Raw genomic sequence first — 25,697 nt, 5'->3', positions numbered from 1 at the left:
GTTTTGTTGACTTTTAGCTGTTCAAATTGGTAAACTAATCTTGTTTGAGTTGCACGAAAAAATGTTAGTTACCTTTGGAGGTGCTGTTATATGTCATCAGTAGTTGTAGTTGGAACACAGTGGGGAGACGAGGGAAAAGGTAAGATCACAGACTTTTTATCAGAAAATGCAGAAGTGATCGCTCGTTACCAAGGAGGAAATAATGCCGGTCATACGATTAAGTTCGGTGGAGAAACGTATAAGCTTCATTTAATTCCATCTGGAATCTTCTATAGCGATAAGGCTTGTGTGATTGGAAATGGGATGGTAGTAGATCCAAAGGCTTTAGTAAAAGAGCTTGCTTACTTACATGACAAGGGTGTTACAACAGATAATCTTCGCGTGAGCAACCGTGCACATGTTATTTTGCCTTACCATTTGCGCCTTGATGAAGTAGAGGAAGAAAGCAAGGGAGCAAATAAGATTGGTACGACGAAAAAGGGAATTGGCCCAGCTTATATGGACAAGGCAGCGCGTATCGGAATTCGTATTGCTGACCTTCTTGACCGTGAGGTGTTCGAGGAAAAGCTAGCCCGTAACCTAGAAGAGAAAAACCGTTTGCTTGAGCGTATATATGAGACTGAAGGCTTTAAGATTGAAGATATTCTTGATGAGTATTACGAGTATGGCCAACAAATTAAACAATATGTGTGTGACACTTCAGTTGTGTTAAACGACGCACTTGATGAAGGACGCCGTGTTCTTTTCGAAGGTGCTCAAGGAGTTATGCTGGATATTGACCAAGGTACATACCCATTTGTTACCTCTTCCAATCCTGTTGCAGGTGGAGTGACAATCGGTTCGGGTGTAGGGCCTACTAAAATTAAGCATGTAGTTGGGGTATCTAAGGCTTATACGACTCGTGTAGGGGACGGTCCTTTCCCAACGGAGTTAGATAACGAAATTGGTCACCAAATCCGTGAGGTTGGTCGTGAGTACGGTACAACAACAGGACGTCCGCGTCGTGTCGGTTGGTTTGACAGCGTAGTCGTTAGACATGCTAGAAGAGTCAGTGGAATTACAGATCTTTCTTTAAATTCTATCGACGTGTTAACAGGGATTGAAACGTTAAAGATCTGTGTGGCATATCGATACAAAGGGGAAGTAATTGAGGAATTCCCAGCAAGCTTAAAAACATTAGCTGACTGTGAGCCAGTCTTTGAAGAGCTGCCAGGTTGGACGGAAGACATCACAGGCTGCAAATCACTTGCTGAGCTACCAGCAAATGCTCGTCACTACCTAGAGAGAATTGCACAGTTAACAGGTATTCCATTGTCTATTTTCTCTGTAGGTCCAGATCGTACACAAACAAATGTTGTGTTAAATCCATGGAGACAAAGCTAATCCATTTCATTTCAATATTCGCCACTAAAAGTAGTGGCGAATATTTTATTTAGGAAAAAATAAATTTTTTATAAAATACATATTGCAATCTATAAAGCTATTATGCTAATATAAAAAACGTCGTCATAATATGTCGAATTAACACATGGCCCCTTGGTCAAGCGGTTAAGACACCGCCCTTTCACGGCGGTAACACGGGTTCGAATCCCGTAGGGGTCATCACACTATTCCAATCTCTTCAAAGGCAAGAGGTTGGAATTTTTATAAATACATAAATACGGCTCAGTAGCTCAGTCGGTAGAGCAAAGGACTGAAAATCCTTGTGTCGGCGGTTCGATTCCGTCCTGAGCCATCTATGAAAGAGGAGTTTGTCCTATGACAAATTCCTCTTTTTTGTTACAGAGATGTAATATTCAAGTAAAATTCTTCCAAGAAATTTGTCGAAATAAATTTCGGTGATCTATAGTAATATGAAAGCGTTTCTATTAATAAACGCTGTTATATCAATGTTTTGCTAGGAATTCTTCAGAAGTTACCAATCTATTCATTCGACGAGCCTTTGTAATATAATGTCATTAATTATACAATTATGTTACATATCAAGTGCTAGTAAACTCTTGATGGCTTATTTATGGTAAAGTAAAGAAGGCTTATTTTGCAACTAAGTAAAAATAAAAAGAGTTAAAAGCACTAAAAGTGTTTTGTTGCGCTAGTCTAGGAGGATTAGAGAATGGGTTTTTTCAATAAGAGACTTTCCGAACTAACGATCAATACATCTAATAGTCTAAAACCTACAATAAAAAAGGTAGCTATATCAGCAATGGCATTAGGAGCACTTACATTTGGTGTAGGTTCAGCATCTGCTAATGGCTCAAAATTAAGCACGGTATACTATGTATATATGAATAAAGAATACGTTGGTACTGTTTCTGACAAAGAAGTGGTTCAAGAGATTCTAGATGAAAAAGTAGAAGAGTTTAAGCAATCGTATACAAATTTAGATTTAGCCGTTGATTCACAACTTACATATGTTTCAGAGCAAGTGTTTGGTTCTACTGCTAAAACAAGTGACGAAGAAGTTGCAGAAATCATTCAAAGTAAACTGGCCGTTCAAGCTAATGCTTCAGCCTTAGTCATTGATGGAAAAGCAGTAGCTTACTTAAAAAGTGAAGCTGAGGCGGACCAGGTGTTAAATGCTTTAAAGCTAAAGTATGTTACACAGGAGCAACTAACAGAGTTGGAAACTCGTAAGGCAACTCCTGAAGAGGTATTACCTACGCTAAAGGAAAATGAAGTTCGTCTATTAGACGTTTCATTCACAAAAGAAGTTTCACAAAATGTAGAGAAAGTTACACCAGATAAAATATTAACTGTTGAGGAAGCAGTTACCTTTTTAACTAAGGGTACTTTAGAAGAAAAGAAATACTCTGTGAAAGAGGGAGATGTGTTAGGTGGAATTGCCTCAGCACATGGAATGGACATGGCACAGTTATTATCCATTAACCCGGGTATGACAGAAGATAGTGTAATAAAGATTGGGCAAGAATTAAATGTAACCTTCCTCCAACCCCTTCTACAAGTAGTAGTTGTAAAAGAAGAGGCAAAAAAGGAAACCATCGCATTTGCTAATGAAGTAATAGAAGATGGAGCTATGTATAAAGGCGATACAAAAGTAGAGCAAGAGGGGAAAGAAGGAGCTCGCGAGGTAACATATAAAGTCTCCGAGCAAAATGGTATCCGTGTAGCTCAAGAGGTTACGAGCGAAAAGATCCTTCAAGAACCTGTTAATTATATTGTTAGAAAAGGGACAAAAGTTGTTCCATCTCGTGGAGACGGATCCCTTGCGTGGCCGGCAAATGGCGGTTATGTTTCCAGCCAAATGGGCTTTAGATGGGGCAAACAACATAAAGGTATAGATATTGCACGTCCTAGTAGTGGAACTATTAAAGCTGCTGACAATGGAACAATCGTATCTGCTGGGTATGATGCCGGGTATGGAAATAAAATTGTCATTGATCATAATAACGGGATGCGTACCGTTTATGCACATTTAGCTTCTATAAGTGTAAGTGTTGGTCAAACGGTTGTTAAGGGCTCAGCTATTGGTGTTATGGGTTCAACTGGAGATTCAACAGGTGTTCATCTTCACTTTGAAGTTTATAAGAATGGTAGTTTAGTAAACCCACTAAATTATGTAAATAGATAATATATTAATACCTCTAGTGAAAACTAGAGGTTTTCTATTTCTTAATGAAGTGATTTGCCTTCTAAAAACGTGAATTCATAGGCATATCATGATAAAGTAAGGACTATGAACAGTAAAAATAGCGGAAGATAAAATAAATAGACAGCCCAAAAAAAGGAGCTATGAAATGGAAAAACGTATACTTGTTGTCGACGATGAAAAACCGATTGCTGATATCCTTCAATTTAATTTAAAAAAGGAAGGGTATGATGTATATTGTGCCTATGATGGTAACGAGGCATTAAAGATGGTAGAAGAAATTATGCCAGACTTAATCTTACTAGATATCATGCTTCCTCAACGAGATGGCATGGAAGTATGTCGTGAAGTACGTAAAAAATATGAAATGCCTATTATTATGCTAACAGCTAAGGATTCTGAAATTGATAAGGTACTTGGTCTTGAACTTGGAGCAGATGACTATGTAACAAAGCCATTTAGTACAAGAGAATTAATTGCTCGTGTGAAAGCAAATTTAAGAAGACATCAAACGAATATAAGTCAGCAGGAACAAGATGAGACAAATGAGATTGAACTAGGCTCATTGACGATTCATCCAGATGCTTATATTGTATCGAAGCGCGGGGAGATGATCGAGCTTACTCATAGAGAGTTTGAACTACTTCACTACTTAGCTCAGCATATCGGACAAGTGATGACGAGAGAACATTTACTGCAAACCGTTTGGGGCTATGATTACTTTGGCGATGTTCGTACAGTCGATGTAACAGTTAGAAGACTCCGTGAAAAAATTGAAGATAACCCAAGTCACCCTACATGGATTGTGACAAGAAGAGGGGTTGGATACTATTTGCGAAATCCTGAACAGGAGTAATCAGTAAATGAAAAAGGTTGGTTTCTTTCGATCTATTCATCTTAAGTTTGTAATGATTTATGTATTGTTAATTTTAATTGCAATGCAAATTATCGGTGTCTATTTTGTCAGGCAGCTTGAAAGTACCTTATTAAGAAATTTTGAAACCTCTATTGAAGAGAGAGTTAATCTTTTAGCCTATTACTTAGGGGAAGAATTGGGCAAGGAACGTAACACCGATGATGAGGGACCCACTCTGGAAGAGGCTGTAAAGAAGATACTGTCTGATTTGAAAACGACAGATATTTCAGAGGTTCGTTTAATTGAGGCAAGTACTCAAAGAATTATTGGCACATCAGATCCTTATAATCAAGGAATCGTAGGTCAAAGATCTACGGATACATTAATTAGACGAGTCATAGCTACTTCTGCCGATGAAGGGGAAGATGTTACTCAAATAGATCCACAGACTGGAAACCGGATTTGGATTTTAGTTACACCCGTTCGTTCTGATGATGATGTGACTGGTGCTATTTACTTGGTAGCGAAAAAAGAAAATGTGTATTCACAAATGAAGACCATTAATAATATTCTTGCCACAGGAACGGGTATTGCATTATTGATTACAGCAGTACTTGGAATTCTACTTGCACAAACAATTACAAGGCCTATTTCTGATATGCGAAAGCAAGCACAGGCAATGGCAAAAGGGAACTTTTCTCGAAAGGTGAAAGTTTTCGGATATGATGAGATTGGGCAATTGGCCATTACTTTCAATAATCTCACAAAAAAGTTGCAAGAGGCACAAGCAACCACTGAGGGAGAACGTCGAAAGTTAACATCTGTTCTTTCCTATATGACAGATGGTGTGGTAGCTACCGATCGAAAAGGACGTGTAATCCTCATTAATGAACCTGCAGCAAAGCTCTTGAGCGTTTCACGTGAAACAATACTGTCTAGCTCTATTGTGTCTTTACTAGGCTTAGAAGAAGACTATACGTTTGAAGATTTACTGGTAGAGAAAGAGTCACTTATTTTGGACTATAGCACGGCTACAAAGCCTCTGATTCTACGGGCGAATTTTTCGGTCATTCAAAAGGAAACTGGATTTGTGAACGGTCTAATAACGGTTCTTCATGATATTACGGAACAAGAGAAAATTGACTTAGAGAGACGAGAATTTGTTGCCAATGTGTCACATGAGTTACGGACACCTTTAACGACGATGAGAAGTTACTTAGAAGCATTATCAGATGGTGCCTGGAAGGACGAGGAAATCGCTCCAAACTTTTTAAGTGTTACGCAAACAGAAACAGAACGTATGATACGTTTAGTAAATGATTTGCTTCAACTTTCTAAGATGGATAGTAAGGATTATCGACTAAAGAAGGAATGGCTTAATTTTGTTGATTTCTTTAATCGAATTATTGATCGTTTTGAGATTATAAAGGACGAAAATACTGTTTTTGAACGAAAACTATTAGAGCAAGGTGCCTTTGTTGAGGGAGATCAGGATAAGCTTACACAAGTTCTTGATAATATTATTTCGAATGCCATGAAGTATTCCCCACAGGGTGGAAAAATCACCTTTAAAATGGAAGAAAGAGAAGATCATATTATAGTTAGTGTTAGTGATCAAGGAATGGGCATTCCAAGTGAAAATCTTCAGCAGATTTTTGAACGATTTTACCGAGTGGATAAAGCAAGAACTAGAAAGCTTGGTGGGACAGGTCTGGGACTAGCCATCGCAAAAGAAATGGTAGAAGCCCATGGAGGAGAGATTTGGGCCGAAAGTGTGGAAGGGAGAGGGACGACGGTCTCATTCACCCTCCCTTATGATCGAAATGAGGAGGATGACTGGACATGAAGTATGAAACGATAAAGTCTATCGTCCTATTAATTCTTGTCGTTTTTAGCATTCTTCTTACGTGGATGTTGTGGACATATCAGCCCAATTATGACACTTTGAAGGAAAGTGGAAACACCGTTGAAGAGGTATCGCTTGGTGAAACAAAGGAATTGAGCAAAATTGTCCGTCCTGAAAGACTGTTTTTCCATCAAGGGGAGAAACACTATGGTACATTTGATTCCTTTGAAATTGATCAAACAATGAAAGAATTAAGCTTATGGGGATTTAGTGAATTTGAAGATATTTCGGATTTAGTGAAAAATATCCCGTCGTTTATTTATGATAAAAATGCTTTAGAACTTATTTTTCCTGATATTGTTCCTTTAAAGGAGTATCGTAGCGCGTTACAATTACCTAGTAATGATATTCCTAAAAGTAACTTTGACCGAATTGTTATTGATTTAGAGCCGGAAACAAGAGAGGGAGGAGTCGTATATTTTATTTCCTCGAAAGAACAAGAAGTGCTTCGGGCCTATGTTTCAGCCTCTTATATTAACGACTTTAAAGAACGTTATTTAATGGACATAAGTGCGAATGAAAAGTTTGCTCTTTATGAACCAATTAACCGGGAAAGTTTTACGATGCTTAGAAAAGATCCAGTAAAAATTGCCTTATATAAATATCTATATTTGAAGATACAAACGGAAAAACTTCGGGATGCTCTGTTTAGTGACCCAAATTTAGTGTCCAAAAATTATAGTTCCTTCGGTGAAGAATATACCGATACTACTACATTGATGAGTGTCAATTATGAAACCAATACGGTTTCCTATCTAAAAACAGAAAATGTAGAGAGTGGAACAACCACGAAGTCGGAAAATCTCCTGGAAAAGAGCATTGATTTTATTAACAGCCATGGGGGTTGGACGGATAATTATCGATATGTAGAAATGGACCAGTCGGAACAGGTGATTTTATTCCGTTTATATGATTTAAGTGGTTACCCAATTTTTGGCGATAATGGAGTATCAGAAATTTTACAAATCTGGAATGCTAGTGAGATTAATAAGTATTATCGAAGTAACTTTATGTTAGGAAGTAGAGTGGAAGCCACTGAAATCACTCTGCCATCTGGTACAAACGTGCTAGAGCAACTGACAAATGTAGAGGGTTTTGACCTTGATTTTCTTCAGGATCTTACGATTGGCTATCACATGTCTAAGGATAGCCAGGATGTAATTTTTTTAGAACCTGCTTGGTATTATAAGTATAATGATGAGTGGAAAATGGTGCCCAGCAGTGAAGATGGAGGGATAAAGCATGGATTGGAGTAGAATAAAAACCATCTTTATCCTTTCCTTTTTCGTTTTAAATATCTATCTTATGAATGAATTCTTAAAGATACGTACCGCAACCAAGTATGAATATGCGACCAATCCTTCTTTAGAAAACCGATTAAAGGCGGATGAAATCTCATACAATGATCTTCCAAAAAACTTTGAAAAGGACAAGTACTTAAGTACGGTACCGAGGGTGTTTTCAGAGGAAGAGGTTGAAATGCTTATTGATACTACACTCAGCGGTCAAACCATTACGATAAGGAACAATCAAAACATTGAATCCAAATTAGATACACCCCTAAAAGTGAGTAGCAAAGGTCAACCACCTGAATTAGATGCGTTTTTAAAAGGCTCAGTCATTAATGGTGACCAGTATCGTTACTGGGGAAGAGATGAAAACGAAAAAAGCATTACTTACTATCAGCAGTACCAAGAAAAGCTACTATATAAAAATCCAAGCGGCCAAATCACGTTCTATTTAAATAGCGATAATGAAGTAGTTTCCTATAAACAAACACTCCTTGATAAAATCGAGGAGCTGTCGGAAGATGAAAGAATTATTCAGCCCATCAAAGCGATAGAAACACTTTATGAAAATGGCTATTTACCGTATGGAACAAAGATAGAAAGAGTCGAGTTTGGTTATTACACACTTGTTCGTTTAACTTCTTCACAGGTATTAACACCTGCGTGGCGCTTTGTGTTAAACGGAGGGGAGAATTTATTTGTGAATGCCTTTGAAGGACAAGTCATTCAACTAAAGGACGAAGAAAATAATTGGAGTGAATAGTATGTCATTGCATTTTAGTATCCTAGCGAGTGGGAGTACAGGGAATGCGATTTATGTAGAATCGGAAGGTCAATCCTTCCTAGTAGACGCAGGACTAAGTGGGAAGCAAATGGAAGCACTTTTTCAAAAAATTGATCGTGATATTAGTAAGTTGTCTGGACTTTTTGTTACCCATGAGCATAGTGATCATATTAAAGGGGTCGGAATATTAGCGAGAAAGTATAATCTTCCTGTTTATGCTAACGCTAAAACATGGGCGGCTATGAACCATTTAGTTGGGGAAATTCCTGTCGAGCAGAAATTTACTTTTGATATGGAAACGGTAAAAAGCTTCGGTGGAGTGGATATTGAATCATTTGGGGTGTCTCATGATGCGGCTGAACCCATGTTTTATGTATTTCATCAGGATGGAAAAAAGCTCGTCTTAATTACAGATACAGGTTATGTTAGCGATCGTATGAAGGGAATCATTCATAACGCAGATGTGTTTGTTTTTGAGAGCAACCATGACGTTCAAATGCTTCGCATGGGAAAGTATCCATGGAGTATTAAGCGCCGAATTTTAAGTGATGTTGGACATGTATCGAATGAGGATGCAGCTATTGCGATGAGTGAAGTAGCTGGTGATCAAACAAAGCGTATTTATCTAGCTCATTTAAGTCAGGATAACAATATGAAGGATCTAGCAAAGATGGCTGTTGAGCAAACACTTCAAAGTAAGGGCATCATCATTGGAGAGCAATTTGATTTATACGATACCGATCCGAAAGTTCCAACTGTGTTAACGGCGGTATAAAAGGTGATTCCGACTTTGTACTGCACCCCAAAAGTTAGAGTAGAAATTTAACTTTTGGGGGTCACTTCACTTTCGGGTCACCTTTTTGGTTTATTCTCAAGCAAGAAGGGATTATATTATATATATAGATACAAACTACATAGATCATGATTGTTTGAAAGGATTGGTGAATCGTGGGTTATTATGATCAAGACTACGAAACACGGTACAGAAAACAAAAAGGAAATCGAGGAGGATACTTTTTAGCAAGTCTAGTTGGAGCCATTTTAGGTGTTTTTCTTATTGTGGTTGCTTTGCCTCGAATTGGCTTTGGTGTTCTTCCATATTCAACAGACTCGGATGTAGAAGAAGGCACAACAAACAACGACGCGGTTAGGACAGAAAATGTTAGCCTAAACGTAGTGACAGATATAACAAAGGCAGTAGAAAAAGCTGGAGATGCGGTTGTTGGAATTACAAACCTTCAAACGACAAGTTTTTGGTCAGAATCGAGTAGACAGGAAGCAGGATCAGGATCAGGTGTTATTTATAAAAAATTGGATGGCAAAGCGTACGTTGTAACAAATCATCATGTAATAGAAGGGGCAAACTCGCTTGAGGTCACATTGTCTGATGGAACAAAGCTTGAAGCCAAGCTAAGAGGTAGTGATGTTTGGACCGATTTGGCTGTACTTGAAGTGGATGGAAGCAAAATTGAAACCATTGCTGAGTTTGGGGATTCTGATGCCTTAAAAATTGGTGAACCAGTGATCGCCATTGGAAATCCACTTGGAGCAACGTTTTCAGGCTCTGTTACACAAGGAATTGTATCAGGTTTAGAGCGTGCGATTCCTGTTGATATTAACCAAGACGGAGCGATTGATTGGCAGGCTGAAGTACTCCAAACCGATGCGGCGATTAACCCAGGTAATAGTGGGGGAGCACTAATTAATATTAGTGGGCAAGTGGTTGGTATTAACTCGATGAAGATTGCACAAAGTTCTGTTGAGGGAATTGGTCTCTCCATTCCAATAAAGTCTGCTGAGCCAATCATTAGTGACCTAGAGGAGTTTGGTGAAGTAAAGCGACCTTACATGGGAATTCAACTTCAATCAGTAAATGAAGTATCAGCGTATCATCAGAAAGAAACACTGAAACTTCCGGAAGATGTAACATCTGGAGTGGTAATAATGACAGTGGATCCAAATTCACCTGCAGAACAAGCAGGGTTAGAAGATTTGGATGTGATTGTTGAAATGGACGGTGATCCAATTAAGGATGTTATTGATTTAAGAAAGCATCTATATAATAAAAAGAAAGTCGGAGATCAGCTGAAAATTAAATTCTACCGTGCTGGAAAGCTTCAAGAAACAACGATAAAGCTGGGTGGAAATACGTTATAGTTGTGAGAGAAATGCAGGCTTACGGTCTGCATTTCTTTTTTGTGGATAGAAATTTCATGATAGTTTTGGTAGGATGGGAAAGGAATGTGGATAAGTTTTGGATAAACTATATATAAGATATCCACATAGGATTTTGTTGAAGTTGGAGAATCTTGAAGGAGGGAAATAACATGATTTATTGCTGTGAGGAACACGTAGATCTTGCCATAGATACGGTCGTAGATGAGTTTGAGACATTTCCAACCTTAATGAAAGTTGAGGGAAATGAGTTATCAACAACCTGTGAATATTGTCGAAATGATGCTATATATATGGTAGGGAACAAATGATCCTATACAAGATGTGGATGAAAATTGTGGACATGTGGATAACTTCTGTGGATATCTTGTTCGTAAAGTGAGGATGAAGTGTGAATATCTCATTATTAACAATTGGCAAACTTAAAGAGAAATACTTAAAGCAAGGTATCGATGAGTATTTGAAAAGACTAACGGCATATGCCAAAGTCGAAGTGATTGAGCTTCCAGATGAAAAAGCTCCAGAGCAATTAAGTGACATTGAAATGGAGCAGGTGAAGAATAAAGAGGGAGAACGGCTGTTAGCAAAAATTTCTCCAGACACATACGTCATTGCGCTGGCGATTGAAGGAAAGCAACGATCGTCAGAAGAGCTGGCGGATATGATTGATAAGTTAGCTACATATGGAAAAAGTAAAATTGCCTTTGTAATTGGAGGTTCACTGGGCTTAAGTAAGGATGTACTGAACCGTGCGGATGAAAAGTTATCATTTTCTAAAATGACATTCCCGCATCAATTAATGAGGTTGATTCTGCTTGAGCAGGTGTATCGGGCTTACCGGATTAATAGGAATGAACCTTATCATAAGTAAATGAGGTTTTTAACCAAATGCCTCTCCTAAGGATGGGGAGGCTACAGTAGCAGAAGTTCAGGTTAAATATCCAGTCTGATTAATAGACGGAAGAATTCCGCTTAATTTATAAATTGGCTGGAATATTGGTTAAATAGACGGAGAAATTCCGTCTATTGACTCAAAAAACGTGAAAATGAGGGATTTTGGTCAGCTTAATCGGAAAATCTCCGCTTATACACCCTAAAAATAGCTCCTTTCTGTATTTAACCGGAAAAACTCCGGTTATTTGGTTGTCGGAGGTTATGTGAGTAAGGACGAGACAACTTATTTAAGCAAAATGAAGTTTTTAAGTCAAATGCCTCTAAGGATGAGGAGGCTAAAACATACAATTTTCATCAGCAGAAATAGAAGTGATGCAAATTTTATTGAAATTTTTAGAGAAATTGGTTGAAAAATTTTAGAATACTTTTAAACTAAAAATAACTCTATCCCCAAATTCCTCTGCAACACGTTCTTCTCACCTTTCTTTTTTATTTTTTATGTCTTATTTTACCTTCACGAGTCAAAACGCATTTAACCTCTTTTTTACTTCACATTAATACCCGCTAATTCTAAAAATTTATTCGAAGTTAAAAAATTATATATAGGAGATGATTCATCGTGGCATCGAATATGTACGCTATTAAATGCCCATGTTGTGGACGTTCTGCATTTGAAGATTATTATTACAAAACTCATGAGCAGCACACCTTTTGTATGAGATGTGGTTATTATTACAACAAAGTAATTGAGAAATATACGAAAGAAAATATTGAATATAAGGAAGAGACGAGTGAAGGGCACGGTATGTGTATATTGGTAAATAAAGACGGAAGTAGAGAAAACGTGATTTTGAATTGTAGTCTAACAGACGCACAATTAGAAGAATTAAAATCAAAAATCATGGACAAGAATGTTAACCAAGATAAAAGCTACTTAGTTTCTCATGAAAACGGGGAATTTTCGATCCTATTTGGAAACCCGCCTGAAAATTTTTATTTGTCATTTGAAGAGTATCGAGAAAAGATGTTTGCGAAGTATGGAGTTCCAGATTATGATTTTATGGTTCCGATTGAGGAATAGTTATAATCTTCTTCTTTAGAGGATATTGAGGATAGAGGGGATCTCAAATTTAGCTAAATCATTTGTGGTTTGTCAGCGAATTTTGATTAATTGATAGATTATGAGGAGAAATGCTATGGGATTTGAGGAAGAATACCAAGCCTTTATAAAAGTCATTTGCAGGTAAGAACTGGTGAAAGGTTGCGACGCTTACAAGAAGGTCACACCCATGGTGAGAGGATGTTTTTAAAGCAAGTGTGGTAGCCGTTACTATTGAAGTCGAGCAGCATTTGAAGTTAAGTGACAAGACGGTTAAAAAATACTTTCCCAACTAGTCGATAAAAACATGCTGATTCCCGCATAAGGGACATGAGGATCCGTTCTTACCGCTTGGGAGAACAAGTTAAATAGCCAGTCTGATTAATAGACGGAAGAATTCCGCTTAATTTATAAATTGGCTGGAATATTGGTTAAATAGACGGAGAAATTCCGTCTATTGACTCAAAAAACGTGAAAATGAGGGATTTTGGTCAGCTTAATCGGAAAATCTCCGCTTATACACCCTAAAAATAGCTCCTTTCTGTATTTAACCGGAAAAACTCCGGTTATTTGTATTTCGCTTATACGCTATTTATTTAAGTGCATTGATATACAGAAAACCTCATCAGAAATAAAGAAAGTTTGATTTGTAAGAAAAGTATAAATTAGAAAATTTTTATGCTTGATGGCTAGTGAATAAATTGTTAGAATATAAGAAATAAAAAGACTATGTGTAACTGGCGAAACGCGGATAACCGCGAGGGAGCACATGGTGTCGTAGCCGTTCGCCTGGGCAGAGGTAAGGGTTATAACCCTTGCCTCTTTTTGTTCAAATTTATAATAAAAAAGGAGAAACAATATGAGCCCAATTACATTAAAAAAAGTGAACCAAATTAAAACATTAAATAATATTGCAGAAAGCGGGTTAAAAGTCTTCCGTAAGGATAACTTTGCAGTCGACAATGACTGTGAAAATCCGGATGCGATCATTGCTCGTAGCTTTAATATGCATTCAATGGATTTCGGTAGTAATTTAAAAGCAATTGCAAGAGCTGGAGCAGGTGTTAATAATATTCCTGTCGACAAATGCACAGAGCAAGGAATTGTTGTTTTTAATACACCTGGAGCAAATGCAAATGCCGTTAAAGAGATGGTTTTAACTACAATAATGGCTTCATCAAGAAATCTTTTTGCTGGTGTGTCATGGACAAAGACCTTAGAAGGTGAAGGGGACCAAGTTCCAAAGCTTGTGGAAGCTGGGAAAAAGCAATTTGTAGGTAAAGAGATTAAGGGTAAAACTTTAGGGGTTATTGGATTAGGTGCCATTGGAGCACTTGTAGCGAACGATGCCATTGCTTTAGACATGGATGTAATTGGATTCGACCCATTCATTTCTGTTGATACTGCTTGGAATTTATCACGTACAGTCCAACGTGCTTTAACCATTGAAGAATTATTTGCAAACGCTGATTATATTACCGTGCACACACCGTTAACGGATGATACAAAAGGAATGTTTAATCAAGCTACATTCAGTATTATGAAACCAGGTGTTCATATTCTAAACTTCTCACGTGGAGAACTAGTGAACGAAATAGATTTGGCAGTTGCACTTGAAGAAGGAATCGTGGGTCAATACATCACAGATTTCCCTAATGAAAATGTACTGAAAATGGAAAACACCATTTGTGTTCCACACCTTGGTGCATCAACAGCAGAATCTGAGGAAAATTGTGCGATTATGGCGGGGCGCCAAATAAAGGACTTTCTTGAGACTGGAAATATTAAAAACTCAGTGAATTTTCCAAACGCTACTCTTCCATATTCAGGTAAACAACGTGTAGCAGCTTTCCACAAAAATATTCCTGGAATGGTTGGAAAGATCACCTCAGCTCTATCAAGCTATGACTTAAACATTGCAGATATGGTGAACAGAAGTAGAGGGGAATATGCCTATACAATGATCGATATTGATAACAATGTAACGAGTGATATTATTCCTCAGTTAGAAGAAAAAATCGGCTTGATTGAAGGTATTGTTACGGTACGTTTTATTTAAATCCTGTTTACAAAAGATGATACAAATCTATGTATCATCTTTTTTTTTGAATAATATCCATTTAAGTTTCATTTAAGTTAGATGGTGTAAAGTGTAATAGATAGTAGTCAAAGGAGATTGCCAATTGAAAAAACTAGGAAGGGATAGTAAAAAAATATTCGATCAGTTAGAGGCACTAAATATACCAGTAAAACCGTCGTAACAGGATCCTTTAACTACACAAAAGACTCTGCAGAAGATAACCAGGAAGTCCTCTTAACCGTAAGTGATTCGGAATTAGCTTCATCAATGAGTGATACATTTAATGAAATGTGGGATAGTGGTGATTTGGAGGAGTGGTAGAAGTAAGGAAAATAAAGTAGTTAAACACCTCTATACCATTCGTATAGAGGTGTTTTTATATTATTGATACCTGTCCCTAAAAGAAGTATCTGCAATCGTTTCTACACTAAATTCACCGTTGCTATACTTTATTACAGAAACACTGCAATTATCATGGTGCGGATAATCACTCATTTTTGTTAATTGCATTAAATAGTTGCCGATTGTCACTCCATGTGAGAAAACGAGTATATTTCCGCCTTCATTTTTGTGCTTGTCGATGATTTCTTTAACGACTGAGGTTGTTCGTGTATAAAGCTGGGAGTAGCTTTCTCCTTCTGGTGCAGCCATATTTAGGTCGTTAAGGGTAAATAATTGTTGGAGTATATTTCCATACCGCTCGGTGATTTCTGATTCTAATAGTGATTCTAAAACACCAAAGTTCATTTCTTTCAGGCGTGGATCTGTCTTAGTTGGAAGCTTTCGGTGACCAACTGCATACTTGGCTGTATCAATGACCCGTTGGCTTTCACTAGTATACACCGCAGTAAATTCAATATCATCTAGTCCCATTCCTACAGACTTAGCTTGAGTGATTCCGCGTTCAGTAAGCGGGGAATCACAAAACCCTTGCATACGTTTTTCTATATTATATTGAGTCTCACCATGACGTACAAAATAAAGCTTTACTTCTTTTTCAGAGGACAATCTATAACACCTACTTTTTATTGTATTATTGCTTTGTTACCAAGAATTTTACCATACCTACTGAAGAATTGTTAATTTATATAAGGAGAAGGGAAATTTACACCTTTTGGGGTAATTTTTGTACAATAAACATATAATCGTCCTGTCCTAGTTTACTTTCAACTAATACTAAACTTAAAGTTCTTATGTGCTTATATTGACTTACAGTTAGGAGTGAAGAGCTATGTTAAAGTTAATAAAAAACGGAGAGGTATATGCACCGAATTATCTTGGAGTAAGGGATATCCTCATTGCTGACGATAAAATTGCTTTTATAGAGGAGCAAATAAACAATCCTACTTCCTTTGTCCCTATCGAAGTGATTGACGCATCTGGTCAACTTATCGTGCCTGGATTTATTGATTCTCATGTTCATATTATTGGTGGTGGTGGAGAAGGTGGATTCAAAACAAGAACCCCAGAAATTATGTTAACAGATATAACGATGTCTGGTGTAACTACCCTTGTTGGTGTACTCGGCACGGATGGTACAACCAGGAGAATGGAAAGCCTTCTAGCAAAGGCTCGAGCACTAGAAGAAGAAGGTGTTACCTGTTATATCCATACCGGCTCTTATCAAGTACCAGTCAAGACATTAACCTCAAGAATTGAAGATGATCTAATTTTAATTGACAAAATTATTGGTGTTGGAGAAATTGCCATTTCTGATCATCGTTCCTCTCAGCCTACGTTTGAAGAAATAGTGAAAATTGCCACAGCAGCTAGAAATGGTGGGATTTTATCAGGGAAGGCTGGACTTATAGAAATCCATGTAGGGGATGGAATTGAAAAACTATCATTGCTAGAAGAGATAATTGAGAAAACAGAAATTCCTGCGAGACATTTCCACCCTACTCATATTAATCGTAATAAAGAATTATTTGCTGCAGGTATTACATATGCAAAAAAGGGTGGGTATGTCGACCTGACGACTAGTACCATTCCTCAATTTTTAGAAGAAGGGGAAGTGAAGTGTTTGACAGGTTTAAGATTAATGCTCGAAAATGACATCCCTATTAGTAGTATTACTTTTTCATCAGATGGGCAGGCAAGTCTTCCTTATTTTGATGAAATGGGTGAATTTAAAGGGCTAAAAGTGGGGAAAACGGATTCGTTATTCCGGGAGGTAAGGGATGCAGTCTTAAATGAGAAAATCCCTCTAGAGCAAGCAATTACAGTGATTACATCAAATCCAGCCCAAGTTCTCAAACTTTCTCAAAAAGGGAATATTCAAAAAGGGAAGGATGCGGACCTTGTAATTTTAGATAAAGAAACATTAACGATTCAAACGGTTATTGCAAAAGGTCAACTAATGGTGACAGAGGGCTCTCCTTTAGTGAAAGGGACATTTGAGTAAAATTCTACAAGTAAAACCTGTACCTAAAAAGGTAAGTAGTTCGGTTGTGAAGTACAAAATAGAACGAACCCAAAATAAACGGAGAGATTCCGTTTATTTTGGGAAATACCAACATTTCCCGCAATATAAATGGAGTTTTTCCGTTTATATGAACCTAATCTTTAGATTTAGGTATATATAGAGAAGTTAATCGGAATATTTCCGCTTATATCTGCTTCTTGAGCCCTACTATGCAGAGTAACCGGAATTTCTCAGTCTATGAATTCCCATACCTCCTCGAAAAATTCAACAATGAATAACAACAGTGTGTTTTCTTTCAGATAACTGGTCTTTCTAACTTGAATATCCAAACACCTATCTACCACTTTCAGGACATCAATTCCCAATAGTTTTTGTACTCGAAAGCCGAACCCGTTACTAAGATGGTGCGGGTTTTTGCTTCCTCAAATTATGTAGTCTATACTTTCAAGTTCCCAAATAAAATTAGAGGATGGGGATTTTTGTTTGTAAGGGGGAAGGACATGATAAAACCTTTAAACAGTGAAATACCTGATGTTCATACCAGGATAACCATCCAAGCTGCAGTGGACGCCATTCTGCAGGCTTCTCCAATGGATGAAGTGATTTATGGGTATGTTATAGCGGTTTTGGATCAGACTTTGCCTTCTACAGGAAATCAAGGAGTAACGATCCCTTTGTCAAAACAGACAGCAGATTTATTAGATATGGCTGCTATTCAACTATTGTACATAGAAAAAGGAATTATAACGGAATTTTCTAGAGAAGGGGTATTCTCTACTCTGTCACGTAGTGAGCGGTTAAAGGCAATCAATTTGCTAGAAAGATTAGAAGTACCTTTGGTGAGCTTACCAGAACCGGGGGAATCATCATGTCTAATCCAGATGTTATAGTCATTGGTGCAGGAGGTGGTGGAGCAGTAATAGCGAAGGAGCTTGGGGAAAAGGGATTAAAGGTATTAATTGTAGAAGCGGGCCCATGGTACGGAAATCAAAAGTGGCCGAGTCCCAATCTTCAATCTGGGGAAAAAGAAAGTTCCGAAAAAATGATTTAGATATTACTCTTTATAGGCAACAACTAAACAAGTATGAAGACAATATGAATAATTTGGTTACAGGTAGATTTCGATGGGGCCCAGCAAATAGAGATCGGGCACCATGGGTACGCCTATCACCACATAAGCAAATTATTTGGCAAAGTGCGGGTGTGGGAGGGTCCACACAGCACTATACAGCTAATTCTCCTCGTGCATATTCAGTAGCTATTGACCAAGTATGGCCCCTTTCCTATCGAGAACTCATTCCTTATTATGAAAAAGTAGAAGCCACATTACCGGTTCACTTTGCACCAACAACGGCAAAGGAAGAATTATTTTATTATGGAGCAAAAAAAGAAGGCTGGCAGCTAAACTCCACACTAAATGTTACAAGGCCTGGCTATCGTCCACAGCCCAACGCGATCTTACCCTTAAATAAGAATCTTAATAATGTAAATGTTTCACTTGAACAATTATCGTGGATGGAAGGGTGTACCCTCTGTGGACATTGTATAAATGGTTGTCCACATGGCCCTTCCGTAGATAAAGTTGCCAAGAGATCAACAACCGTTAGTTACATCCCATTGGCTTTGAGTACTGGTAATGTCACGATTAGGCCCAATTCGTTTACCATAAAAATCTTAACAGATACCGGTCATTCACGAGAGTTACAGGCGACTGGAGTCCGAATTAGGGATACATGGACAGGAGAAGAGGAAGAATTAAGAGCAAAGGTGGTTGTTCTTGCTGGAGGTAGCATAGAGAGCCCGCGACTTTGGTTAAATTCTAATCTTCCTGAAAATCCATGGGTTGGTAAGGGGTTAACGAACCACTATATGGACTGGGTAACGGGAATCTTTAATGAAAAAGACCTTATGTCTATCTTAGGTGAGCCTGATATCCATCCTTTTATTGGACATACATGTGGTGCAAGGCTGGATATACCAGGATTAGGTTCCTTGCAAACGGTCGGTATGAGCCCAGGACTAACAGCTTCTCTTTCCTATGGAATTAGTCAATTTGGATGGAGTATCTATGAAAAGGAACAGTCTCAATGGGAATCTTATCATCAAATTGTTGGAAGCAAATTAAAAGATTTAATGTTGAATTACAGAAAAACGTTGAATGTACTAATCACTACAGACGATGAAGTTGATCATAGAAATGGAGTGAACTTATGTTTTTTTTATTAGGTACGGAAACGTCATTGCGCAACGAGGAACTAGGGTACAATTTAGCTCAGGATGAGGAATTAAAAAGGATCATCTTGGATTCAAAGGAGAACGTACATATTCCCATCAGAGACGAGTTAAGAGAATTCTTAATAAAAGAAGGAGTCCCACTACCAAAAAATACACCAGAAAAACCTGTAGGAGATTTTCGTGATATACCTGAGGGTGCCAAATTAAATGATGAAGAGTTAGCTAACTTAATGTCATATAACTTAGCAAGTGGTGTCGCATACGCTGCAAGAGGCCTTACAGAGTCCATACGAGCAGACGTTGGGTTACTTTTTTCAAAGATTATTATGAAAAAAACACTTGCAGGGTTACAAGTAAAACAGTACTTAGAGCAGAAGGAATGGTTACGCATTCCTCCTTATTACAAATCATAAATACAAATTAGGTCTTACTTGAAGTAGGACCTTTTTGAATGTTACTGGGTGTTAACCTGAAACAAGCTCTTTGTTTACAAAAGTCGTATACATGTTTACTTAATGTAAACAACATGTATGCTTTTATGTTTACATGTATACAAAAGTGTATGCATCCTAGTTTAATCATATGTATACGTGTTTGTCGTGGTTGTTTACAATTACGTATACAAAAAGCCATTTGTTTACAAGCTGTTTACAGGTTTACAATTTCATTTCTTTTCAGCAAGGTTCATTGAATAATCTAGTATTTTCCTATACGCTTTAATAGAAAGATACATAGAAATAATCAGCAACTATGAACTATAAATCTATTAAACGAGAAGGGATGATCTATTATGTCAAACTCTAGAATTGCAGCAGTAGATGTTGGAAATGACTCGATTAAAGCGATCTTTGGGGAGATGGAATATGAAATTAATATGCCTAATATTGTTGCCAGGGATACGGAAGATCGACCGGTCATTGGAATAGAGGAACTGGATAGTAAAAATCCCTTTGATGGCATCCACATTAAAGTGCATTCTCCTGCTCTAAAAGACAATAATGCCATTTACCGAGTAGGCCATCTTGCAACGAAAAGCAACAATGCAACAGAATTAGATCCTGGAAGTAGCAAATCAGAAGAAGACCAAACATTGGTCATGCTTTTTGCTACCTTGGCAATGGATGCGGTGAAAGAAGAGAATTCGGGTATTTTTCCTAGATCCAAACAAGTGATTGATGCCAATTACACGCTTGGTACGGGTCTTCCACTACGTGAAGTAAAGGAAGGAAAGGATGCGGGATACCGTTCGAAATTAGTCGGTTCTGTGCACCAAGTAGAATTTCTTGTCACACCTAAGTATCAAGGGTTAAAAGTAAATATTAAATTTAATGAAGTGAAAATATATCCAGAAGGTTTTGCAGCTTATATTAATCTTGTGATGGATACCCAGCTAAAGATTATTAATAAGGATTTAATTGATAAAAGAATTCTTATTCAGGACATCGGAGGACTATCCACGGATATTGCAGTGATTAAAAATCGTAATGTTGATGATGATAAGGCACAAGGGTTCAATCTAGGCGTTTCTGAATCTCTAGAAGCCATAAGAGAGGAAATAAGAACAAAGCACGGGGTGGAGTTAGATAGTCGTCGTGATGTTGTTGAAATTATTACTAGAAAGAATGATCGCAATCACATTATGGTGAAAGGCAGCCGTACGAGTGTTCATGACATAACAGATCGGATTTTACTAGAGCTAGCAAAAAAACAATACCGTTTGTTAAGGAATATTTGGCAAAAGAACTCTCAAACGGAAATCTGTTATTTTGTTGGTGGCGGTGCACATGTATTAAAGGACTATATTAAGACACTAAATAATAATTTAGATGGCTATAATATTGAATTTTTTGAAGATGAAAAAGAGAGTATTTGGATGATGGCTAATGCCTATTATAAGCTTATTACGGATTATGTAAGGAAAGTCGAGAAGCCAAAGAAAGCCCAAGAACCCGTTAAGAATTCATAGGTGATCATATGAAAAAATTAGCTTCCAATGAAGTGAAGAGGGGCCAAGCAATCTCCTTTCGAATTCCATCTGATACACCTGATCATTTATTAAAGTATTTACAAAAGTTGAAGGAAACCGAAAGAAGAAATTTTTCTAGTAAAATAGCGGAGTTTGTCATGCAGGGAGTTAGCCAGTCTTCGTCTAAGGAGCAGGAAACAATCACGATTCCCATTCCTCATAAATTAAGCAAATCCCAACGAAACTGGTTAAAGCATGAGCATTCAGAGGCTTTGCTTGGAAGTATCATGTACCAACTTTTAACAGATCCTGTTCGAGCCACCGCTTTGCTAGCGTCCTTGAATAGTAATGCTCTTGATATATCGGATGCCTTATATTTACAGGAAGAGGTATCTGATCTTGATGAACATTTGAATGATCCAATTCCTGAAATAGCTGTTTCAAAAGAGCCCGAGGCGTCAGAAGACGATTTGGATGCCTTTAGTTGGGAAAGTATCAGCCAGGAAGAACCAGAAGCAACGGACGAGGACCAAGATTACGAAAATGACCTTGATAGTCTCTTAGGTGACTTTCTCTCAAAAATGAATAAATAGTCATACCATATCCCTTTATCTATATCTAGATGAAGGGATTATTTATTATCCTAAAAAAATTTCCCAGGAAGTATTAACAACCTTTTGCCACTCGAATGATTATATATATCTTGTAATATACTTACTTTGTGTATTAAGATTTCATAATTAATAAGGTCATTGTTTGTATGGAGGAGATACAAGTGAAGCCATTTTTGATTATTACTCAAGTTCTTTATGTCCTATCTTTACTGCCTTGGTTTGTTATTTGGGGTATGTCTTTTATGAGCTTTGATGCTGGCATAGGTCTCTATAATTCTTTATTTGTCATCACTATTACCTTATATCCAGTTGCAGTCATTGTTGGCTCGATTCTTTCTTGGGTATTCCATCGAAAAAGAAAGAATCTTGCTGTTATTTTTAATTTGGTTCCGCTGGTATGGGTCATTGCCTTTGCTGTATTTATGTTATGGGTGTAATAAAACGAGAAGGACGATCATGATGAGGGATGTGCTCATGATCGTCCTTTCGTTCGTTCATCGTATTTGTCCGTTACCAGACATTATAAATTTCACCGTTGTTAAGGCAGGTAAACCCATTGGTCCGCGAGCATGTAATTTTTGAGTGGATATTCCTATCTCTGCTCCAAATCCAAGTGCTCCGCCATCTGTAAACCGTGTGGATGCATTGTGGTATAGGGCGGAAGCATCTACTAAACTCATAAACTTTTTCGCTGTTTCTTTGTTCTCAGTTACAATTGCTTCAGAGTGCTTGGTTCCGTATGTTTCAATATGGTCAATGGCTTCTTCGACGTTATTAACGGTTTTGATGGCTAAATCTAAGCTTAAATACTCGTTTGCCCAATCTTTCTCTGTTGCTGGGACCGCATTGGGAATATAAGTTTGAGCCATTTCATCGCCATGAACAGTAATACCATGTTTATTAAAAATATCAACGAGATGACTCTTGTTTTTGATAAGCCAGTCTTTATGAATAATAGCTGTCTCTAACGCATTACATACAGCAGGACGGTCCGTTTTCGCATTAATGAGTATGTTTAATGCTTTATCAACATCTGCTTCAACATCAATGTATAAGTGGCAGTTTCCAACTCCAGTTTCGAGTACAGGAATGGTTGCTTGATTTACGACCGCATTTATAAGAGAAGCACCACCTCTAGGGATGAGTACATCAATATGTTCCTTCATAGTGAAAAGCTGCTGAGTAGCTTCGCGATTTGTACTTGCGATGAATTGAACAGCCTCTCCTGGGACCAATGTGTGATCTAGTGCTTCATGCATGACTTGAACGATCGCTTGGTTTGATGATAAAGCAGATGATCCTCCTTTTAAAACAATAGCATTACCTGATTTAAGGGCAAGACCGGTGGCATCAACGGTTACATTAGGACGTGCTTCATAGATCATCCCAATAACACCTAATGGAACGGATACCTTTTCAACTAATAAACCATTATCTAATGTCCAACTTGATAGAATTTTCCCCGTTGGGTCCTCTAGTGTAGCTACTTGCCTGAGACCTTCTGCAAATTCCGATATTCTTTCTTTAGAGAGGGCCAGGCGATCCATGTAGGCGGCGTCATAGCCTTTGGCTCGACCCGTATCTAAATCAAGCTGATTTGCCTCTAAAATCACGTTTGTCTTTTTTTCTAATGCATCGGCTAAAACATGTAATACTTCATTTTTTTCTGCAGTTGATAGTTGGCTAAGGACTTTTGCTGCTTTTTTAGCAGCAATGGCTTGCGCTTCGACACTTGTAAATTCTGTAGTTACTGACATATAACTCCTCCTTTTATATGACCACAGGTAGGGATAGTTCTAATTCGCAAACAAAGTGTTCGATTGGAACAACCTCATCATTACTCAATTCTTCACCTATAGAATTCATTATTCGTTCAAGTTCTTCCGTTGAATAATTCACTACACCTAATCCCACTCTTTCGCCCTGGTGGTCTAAGATTCGAATAACAGAACCTTTTTCAAACCGTCCATTCACCTTCTCAATATGGGAGGATAGAATGCTCTGTTTACATTCAACAATAGAGAGTTTTCCGTGTTCGTTGATGAAAATCTCTCCCTTTGGACCGGAGTGAAAGGCAATCCATTGTTTCTTTTGATCTAAATTAACCGTCTCGGTAGAAACTTCGAAATATGTTCCTTTGGCGGTACCTTGAACAGCATCATTTAGTATATTTGAAATGGTGGCTTTACCAAGAAACGTACGAATACCTGAAGCCATAGCAATTTTCACAGCATCAATCTTCGACTTCATGCCTCCTGTTCCAACCACACTTCCGGATCCACCTGCACCTTGTTCAATTTCAGGTGTGATTTCGTATACTTTTTCTAAAAGTTTGGCCTGTTCATTTTTGCGGGGATCTGAATCGTATAGTCCTTCGATATCAGATAAAATAATCAATTGGTCAGCTTCAATTAAACCAGCCACTTTAGCTGATAATGTATCGTTATCACCAAACTTTAACCTGTCGACTGTGACAGTGTCGTTTTCATTAACAATAGGTATAATTCCTCGTTCTAATAATACGTTTAGTGTGTTTCGAACATTGTGATAGCGGGTTTCATCTGAAAAATCACTACGTGTAATTAATATCTGTGAGGCGATATACCCGTGGGATAAGAAAATCTCTGAATAGGCTTCAATTAGTAGTCCTTGCCCAATAGAGGCTGCCGCTTGTTTCTCTGGGAGAGATGTGGGGCGGTTAATGCAGCCTAGTTTACGATACCCAGCCGCCACAGCTCCGGAGGATACAAATACGATTTCATGTCCAGCATCCTTTAAAAGAGCAATCTCATCCGCTAATTTTTCCAGTTTTCGCCGACTAATTTCTCCATGTCGACTGGTTAAAGAACTGCTTCCTACTTTTATTACAACCCGTTTCTTCCTGTTTTCAAGGGTCGTCATTTTATCACTCCTGATATAAATTTATCTTTCCTTACTTATTTGTAGTGGATCTAACTAAGAGACTTTCTTTAATCTGCTCGCTGATTTCTTTTGAACGTTTAGCAGCAAACTCAACCGCTTTAGCTATTGCTATTCCTCCACCATTCAGATCTAATGCCTGTAGGCCAGCAGCAGTGGTGCCATTAGGGAGGTCACTTTTTCTCTCAAAACGGCAGGTGTTTCATCTTGTTCCTGAACCATTCTTGCAGCACCGACAATCGTTTGAGCGATAATTTGCCTGGTGGTTTGTATGTCAAAGCCAGCTTTGGCACCTTGTAATTCCATATGCTCCATTAAATAATAAAAATAGGCTGGGCCACTTCCCGCAAGTCCTGTGAAAATATCCATATTCTTCTCATCAATCTGAAAGACCGAACCGATGCAATTGAGTAACTCTTTCGTTTCATAGACATGAATTTCTGTTGTTTTATGACCTGGGGATATGGCAGTAGTGGATTCACCGATTGCACTTGATGTATTCGGCATCACTCGAACTACTTGCTGGTCATCATGAAGGTTTTGTTCTAGGTATGTTGTTGTAATTCCAGCTAAAACGGATAAAATAAGTTGGTTTGATTTAATTTGGTGTTTTAAATAGTGTAATGCTTGATCCACATCTTTTGGCTTCATGGCCAAAATAAAAATATCTATTTGGTCAAACGGTAAATATTCAAGTTTTATCCCTCTAATTCCATACTTTGATTCAAGTGCAGTTAGCTTTTGAGCATTTGAACGGTTTGTAGCAATAATGTTTTCTGGTGTAATCCTTTCTGATTGAACTAAACCAGCAATCATTGCTTCAGCCATAGAACCTGCACCGATAAAGG

The 25,697-nt window shown here is 37.9% G+C and carries 24 protein-coding genes, 2 tRNA genes, 1 pseudogene and 1 riboswitch; of the genes and pseudogenes, 23 read left to right on the top strand and 4 right to left on the bottom strand.

Going from position 1 to position 25,697, the window contains the following annotated elements:
* Positions 1–90: 90 nt before the first annotated feature.
* The 15 genes from MKX65_RS24110 (at position 91) to MKX65_RS27180 (ending at position 15,011) form a co-directional block, all read left to right on the top strand.
* Positions 91–1,383 carry an adenylosuccinate synthase gene (locus MKX65_RS24110; protein ID WP_340906100.1) on the top strand — a complete coding sequence of 431 codons (1,293 nt, stop codon included), beginning with the start codon at positions 91–93 and terminating at the stop codon, positions 1,381–1,383.
* A gap of 147 nt (positions 1,384–1,530) precedes the next feature.
* Positions 1,531–1,602 (top strand) — tRNA-Glu (locus MKX65_RS24105).
* Between the two features lie 60 nt (positions 1,603–1,662).
* A tRNA-Phe gene (locus MKX65_RS24100) sits at positions 1,663–1,735 on the top strand.
* Positions 1,736–2,113: 378 nt separating this feature from the next.
* Positions 2,114–3,589 (top strand): M23 family metallopeptidase, encoded by a 1,476-nt coding sequence (locus tag MKX65_RS24095; RefSeq protein ID WP_340906099.1) that lies wholly within the window; start codon positions 2,114–2,116, stop codon positions 3,587–3,589.
* 166 nt (positions 3,590–3,755) lie between these two features.
* Positions 3,756–4,463 carry a response regulator YycF gene (gene yycF / locus MKX65_RS24090; protein ID WP_160547714.1) on the top strand — a complete coding sequence of 236 codons (708 nt, stop codon included), beginning with the start codon at positions 3,756–3,758 and terminating at the stop codon, positions 4,461–4,463.
* A 7-nt stretch (positions 4,464–4,470) separates the two neighbouring features.
* Positions 4,471–6,309, top strand: coding sequence for a cell wall metabolism sensor histidine kinase WalK (gene walK / locus MKX65_RS24085; RefSeq protein ID WP_160547715.1), 1,839 nt, complete (start codon positions 4,471–4,473; stop codon positions 6,307–6,309).
* Complete coding sequence (locus MKX65_RS24080; RefSeq protein WP_340906097.1) at positions 6,306–7,625, top strand: YycH family regulatory protein; 1,320 nt, start codon at positions 6,306–6,308, stop codon at positions 7,623–7,625. Before walK ends, MKX65_RS24080 begins: the two co-directional genes overlap by 4 nt.
* Positions 7,612–8,421 carry a two-component system regulatory protein YycI gene (locus tag MKX65_RS24075; protein WP_340906095.1) on the top strand — a complete coding sequence of 270 codons (810 nt, stop codon included), beginning with the start codon at positions 7,612–7,614 and terminating at the stop codon, positions 8,419–8,421. The genes MKX65_RS24080 and MKX65_RS24075 overlap by 14 nt, the downstream gene beginning before the upstream one ends.
* A 1-nt stretch (position 8,422) precedes the next feature.
* Complete coding sequence (locus MKX65_RS24070) at positions 8,423–9,217, top strand: MBL fold metallo-hydrolase (RefSeq protein WP_340906093.1); 795 nt, start codon at positions 8,423–8,425, stop codon at positions 9,215–9,217.
* Positions 9,218–9,390: 173 nt separating this feature from the next.
* Positions 9,391–10,599: a S1C family serine protease gene (locus MKX65_RS24065; protein ID WP_340906091.1), complete on the top strand. Its 1,209-nt coding sequence runs from the start codon at positions 9,391–9,393 to the stop codon at positions 10,597–10,599.
* Positions 10,600–10,769: 170 nt separating this feature from the next.
* Positions 10,770–10,928: a CxxH/CxxC protein gene (locus tag MKX65_RS24060; RefSeq protein WP_340906089.1), complete on the top strand. Its 159-nt coding sequence runs from the start codon at positions 10,770–10,772 to the stop codon at positions 10,926–10,928.
* An 80-nt stretch (positions 10,929–11,008) separates the two neighbouring features.
* Positions 11,009–11,488: a 23S rRNA (pseudouridine(1915)-N(3))-methyltransferase RlmH gene (gene rlmH / locus MKX65_RS24055; RefSeq protein ID WP_340906087.1), complete on the top strand. Its 480-nt coding sequence runs from the start codon at positions 11,009–11,011 to the stop codon at positions 11,486–11,488.
* 642 nt (positions 11,489–12,130) lie between these two features.
* Positions 12,131–12,592 carry a hypothetical protein gene (locus tag MKX65_RS24050; protein ID WP_160547720.1) on the top strand — a complete coding sequence of 154 codons (462 nt, stop codon included), beginning with the start codon at positions 12,131–12,133 and terminating at the stop codon, positions 12,590–12,592.
* Between the two features lie 741 nt (positions 12,593–13,333).
* Positions 13,334–13,412, top strand: a riboswitch (ZMP/ZTP riboswitch).
* Positions 13,413–13,469: 57 nt separating this feature from the next.
* Entirely contained in the window at positions 13,470–14,669 is a 1,200-nt protein-coding gene (locus MKX65_RS24045) for an NAD(P)-dependent oxidoreductase (protein WP_160547721.1), read from the top strand.
* 156 nt (positions 14,670–14,825) lie between these two features.
* Positions 14,826–15,011: a phospholipase D-like domain-containing protein gene (locus MKX65_RS27180; protein WP_445677960.1), complete on the top strand. Its 186-nt coding sequence runs from the start codon at positions 14,826–14,828 to the stop codon at positions 15,009–15,011.
* A 60-nt stretch (positions 15,012–15,071) separates the two neighbouring features.
* Here the strand turns inward: MKX65_RS27180 and MKX65_RS24040 are convergent, their stop codons facing one another.
* On the bottom strand, positions 15,072–15,698 hold the full coding sequence (locus MKX65_RS24040) for a histidine phosphatase family protein (protein ID WP_160547722.1): 627 nt from the start codon (positions 15,696–15,698) through the stop codon (positions 15,072–15,074).
* 223 nt (positions 15,699–15,921) lie between these two features.
* On the opposite strand from MKX65_RS24040, the gene iadA reads away from it, so the two are divergent.
* The 8 genes from iadA (at position 15,922) to MKX65_RS24000 (ending at position 22,367) form a co-directional block, all read left to right on the top strand.
* Positions 15,922–17,094 (top strand): beta-aspartyl-peptidase, encoded by a 1,173-nt coding sequence (gene iadA, locus MKX65_RS24035; protein ID WP_340906084.1) that lies wholly within the window; start codon positions 15,922–15,924, stop codon positions 17,092–17,094.
* 521 nt (positions 17,095–17,615) lie between these two features.
* Complete coding sequence (locus MKX65_RS24030) at positions 17,616–18,005, top strand: hypothetical protein (RefSeq protein WP_340906083.1); 390 nt, start codon at positions 17,616–17,618, stop codon at positions 18,003–18,005.
* A complete protein-coding gene (locus MKX65_RS24025) occupies positions 17,984–18,166 on the top strand; it encodes an FAD-dependent oxidoreductase (RefSeq protein ID WP_340906082.1) in 183 nt (60 codons plus the stop codon). The genes MKX65_RS24030 and MKX65_RS24025 overlap by 22 nt, the downstream gene beginning before the upstream one ends.
* A gap of 44 nt (positions 18,167–18,210) precedes the next feature.
* Positions 18,211–19,341 (top strand): GMC family oxidoreductase N-terminal domain-containing protein, encoded by a 1,131-nt coding sequence (locus MKX65_RS24020; RefSeq protein WP_340906081.1) that lies wholly within the window; start codon positions 18,211–18,213, stop codon positions 19,339–19,341.
* Entirely contained in the window at positions 19,326–19,763 is a 438-nt protein-coding gene (locus MKX65_RS24015; RefSeq protein WP_340906080.1) for a DUF3231 family protein, read from the top strand. The genes MKX65_RS24020 and MKX65_RS24015 overlap by 16 nt, the downstream gene beginning before the upstream one ends.
* Before the next feature lie 377 nt (positions 19,764–20,140).
* Positions 20,141–21,316, top strand: coding sequence for a ParM/StbA family protein (locus MKX65_RS24010; RefSeq protein ID WP_340906078.1), 1,176 nt, complete (start codon positions 20,141–20,143; stop codon positions 21,314–21,316).
* Positions 21,317–21,324: 8 nt separating this feature from the next.
* Complete coding sequence (locus MKX65_RS24005; RefSeq protein ID WP_340906077.1) at positions 21,325–21,909, top strand: hypothetical protein; 585 nt, start codon at positions 21,325–21,327, stop codon at positions 21,907–21,909.
* Between the two features lie 182 nt (positions 21,910–22,091).
* Positions 22,092–22,367 (top strand): hypothetical protein, encoded by a 276-nt coding sequence (locus tag MKX65_RS24000; protein ID WP_340906076.1) that lies wholly within the window; start codon positions 22,092–22,094, stop codon positions 22,365–22,367.
* A gap of 57 nt (positions 22,368–22,424) precedes the next feature.
* Here the strand turns inward: MKX65_RS24000 and MKX65_RS23995 are convergent, their stop codons facing one another.
* The 3 genes and pseudogenes from MKX65_RS23995 to proC all read right to left on the bottom strand — a co-directional run bounded on the left by MKX65_RS23995 (position 22,425) and on the right by proC (position 25,677).
* Positions 22,425–23,687, bottom strand: a complete 1,263-nt coding sequence (locus tag MKX65_RS23995) for a glutamate-5-semialdehyde dehydrogenase (protein WP_340906075.1) — start codon at positions 23,685–23,687, stop codon at positions 22,425–22,427.
* A 13-nt stretch (positions 23,688–23,700) separates the two neighbouring features.
* Positions 23,701–24,831, bottom strand: a complete 1,131-nt coding sequence (gene proB, locus MKX65_RS23990; protein WP_340906074.1) for a glutamate 5-kinase — start codon at positions 24,829–24,831, stop codon at positions 23,701–23,703.
* A 31-nt stretch (positions 24,832–24,862) separates the two neighbouring features.
* Positions 24,863–25,677, bottom strand: a pseudogene (gene proC, locus MKX65_RS23985) (pyrroline-5-carboxylate reductase).
* Positions 25,678–25,697: the final 20 nt, after the last annotated feature.

The organism is Robertmurraya sp. FSL R5-0851 (assembly GCF_038002965.1).
Lineage (GTDB): Bacteria > Bacillota > Bacilli > Bacillales > Cytobacillaceae > Robertmurraya_A > Robertmurraya_A beringensis.
The sequence above is the reverse complement of the archived record's forward strand: the minus strand, read 5'-3'. Positions and strand labels throughout refer to the sequence as shown.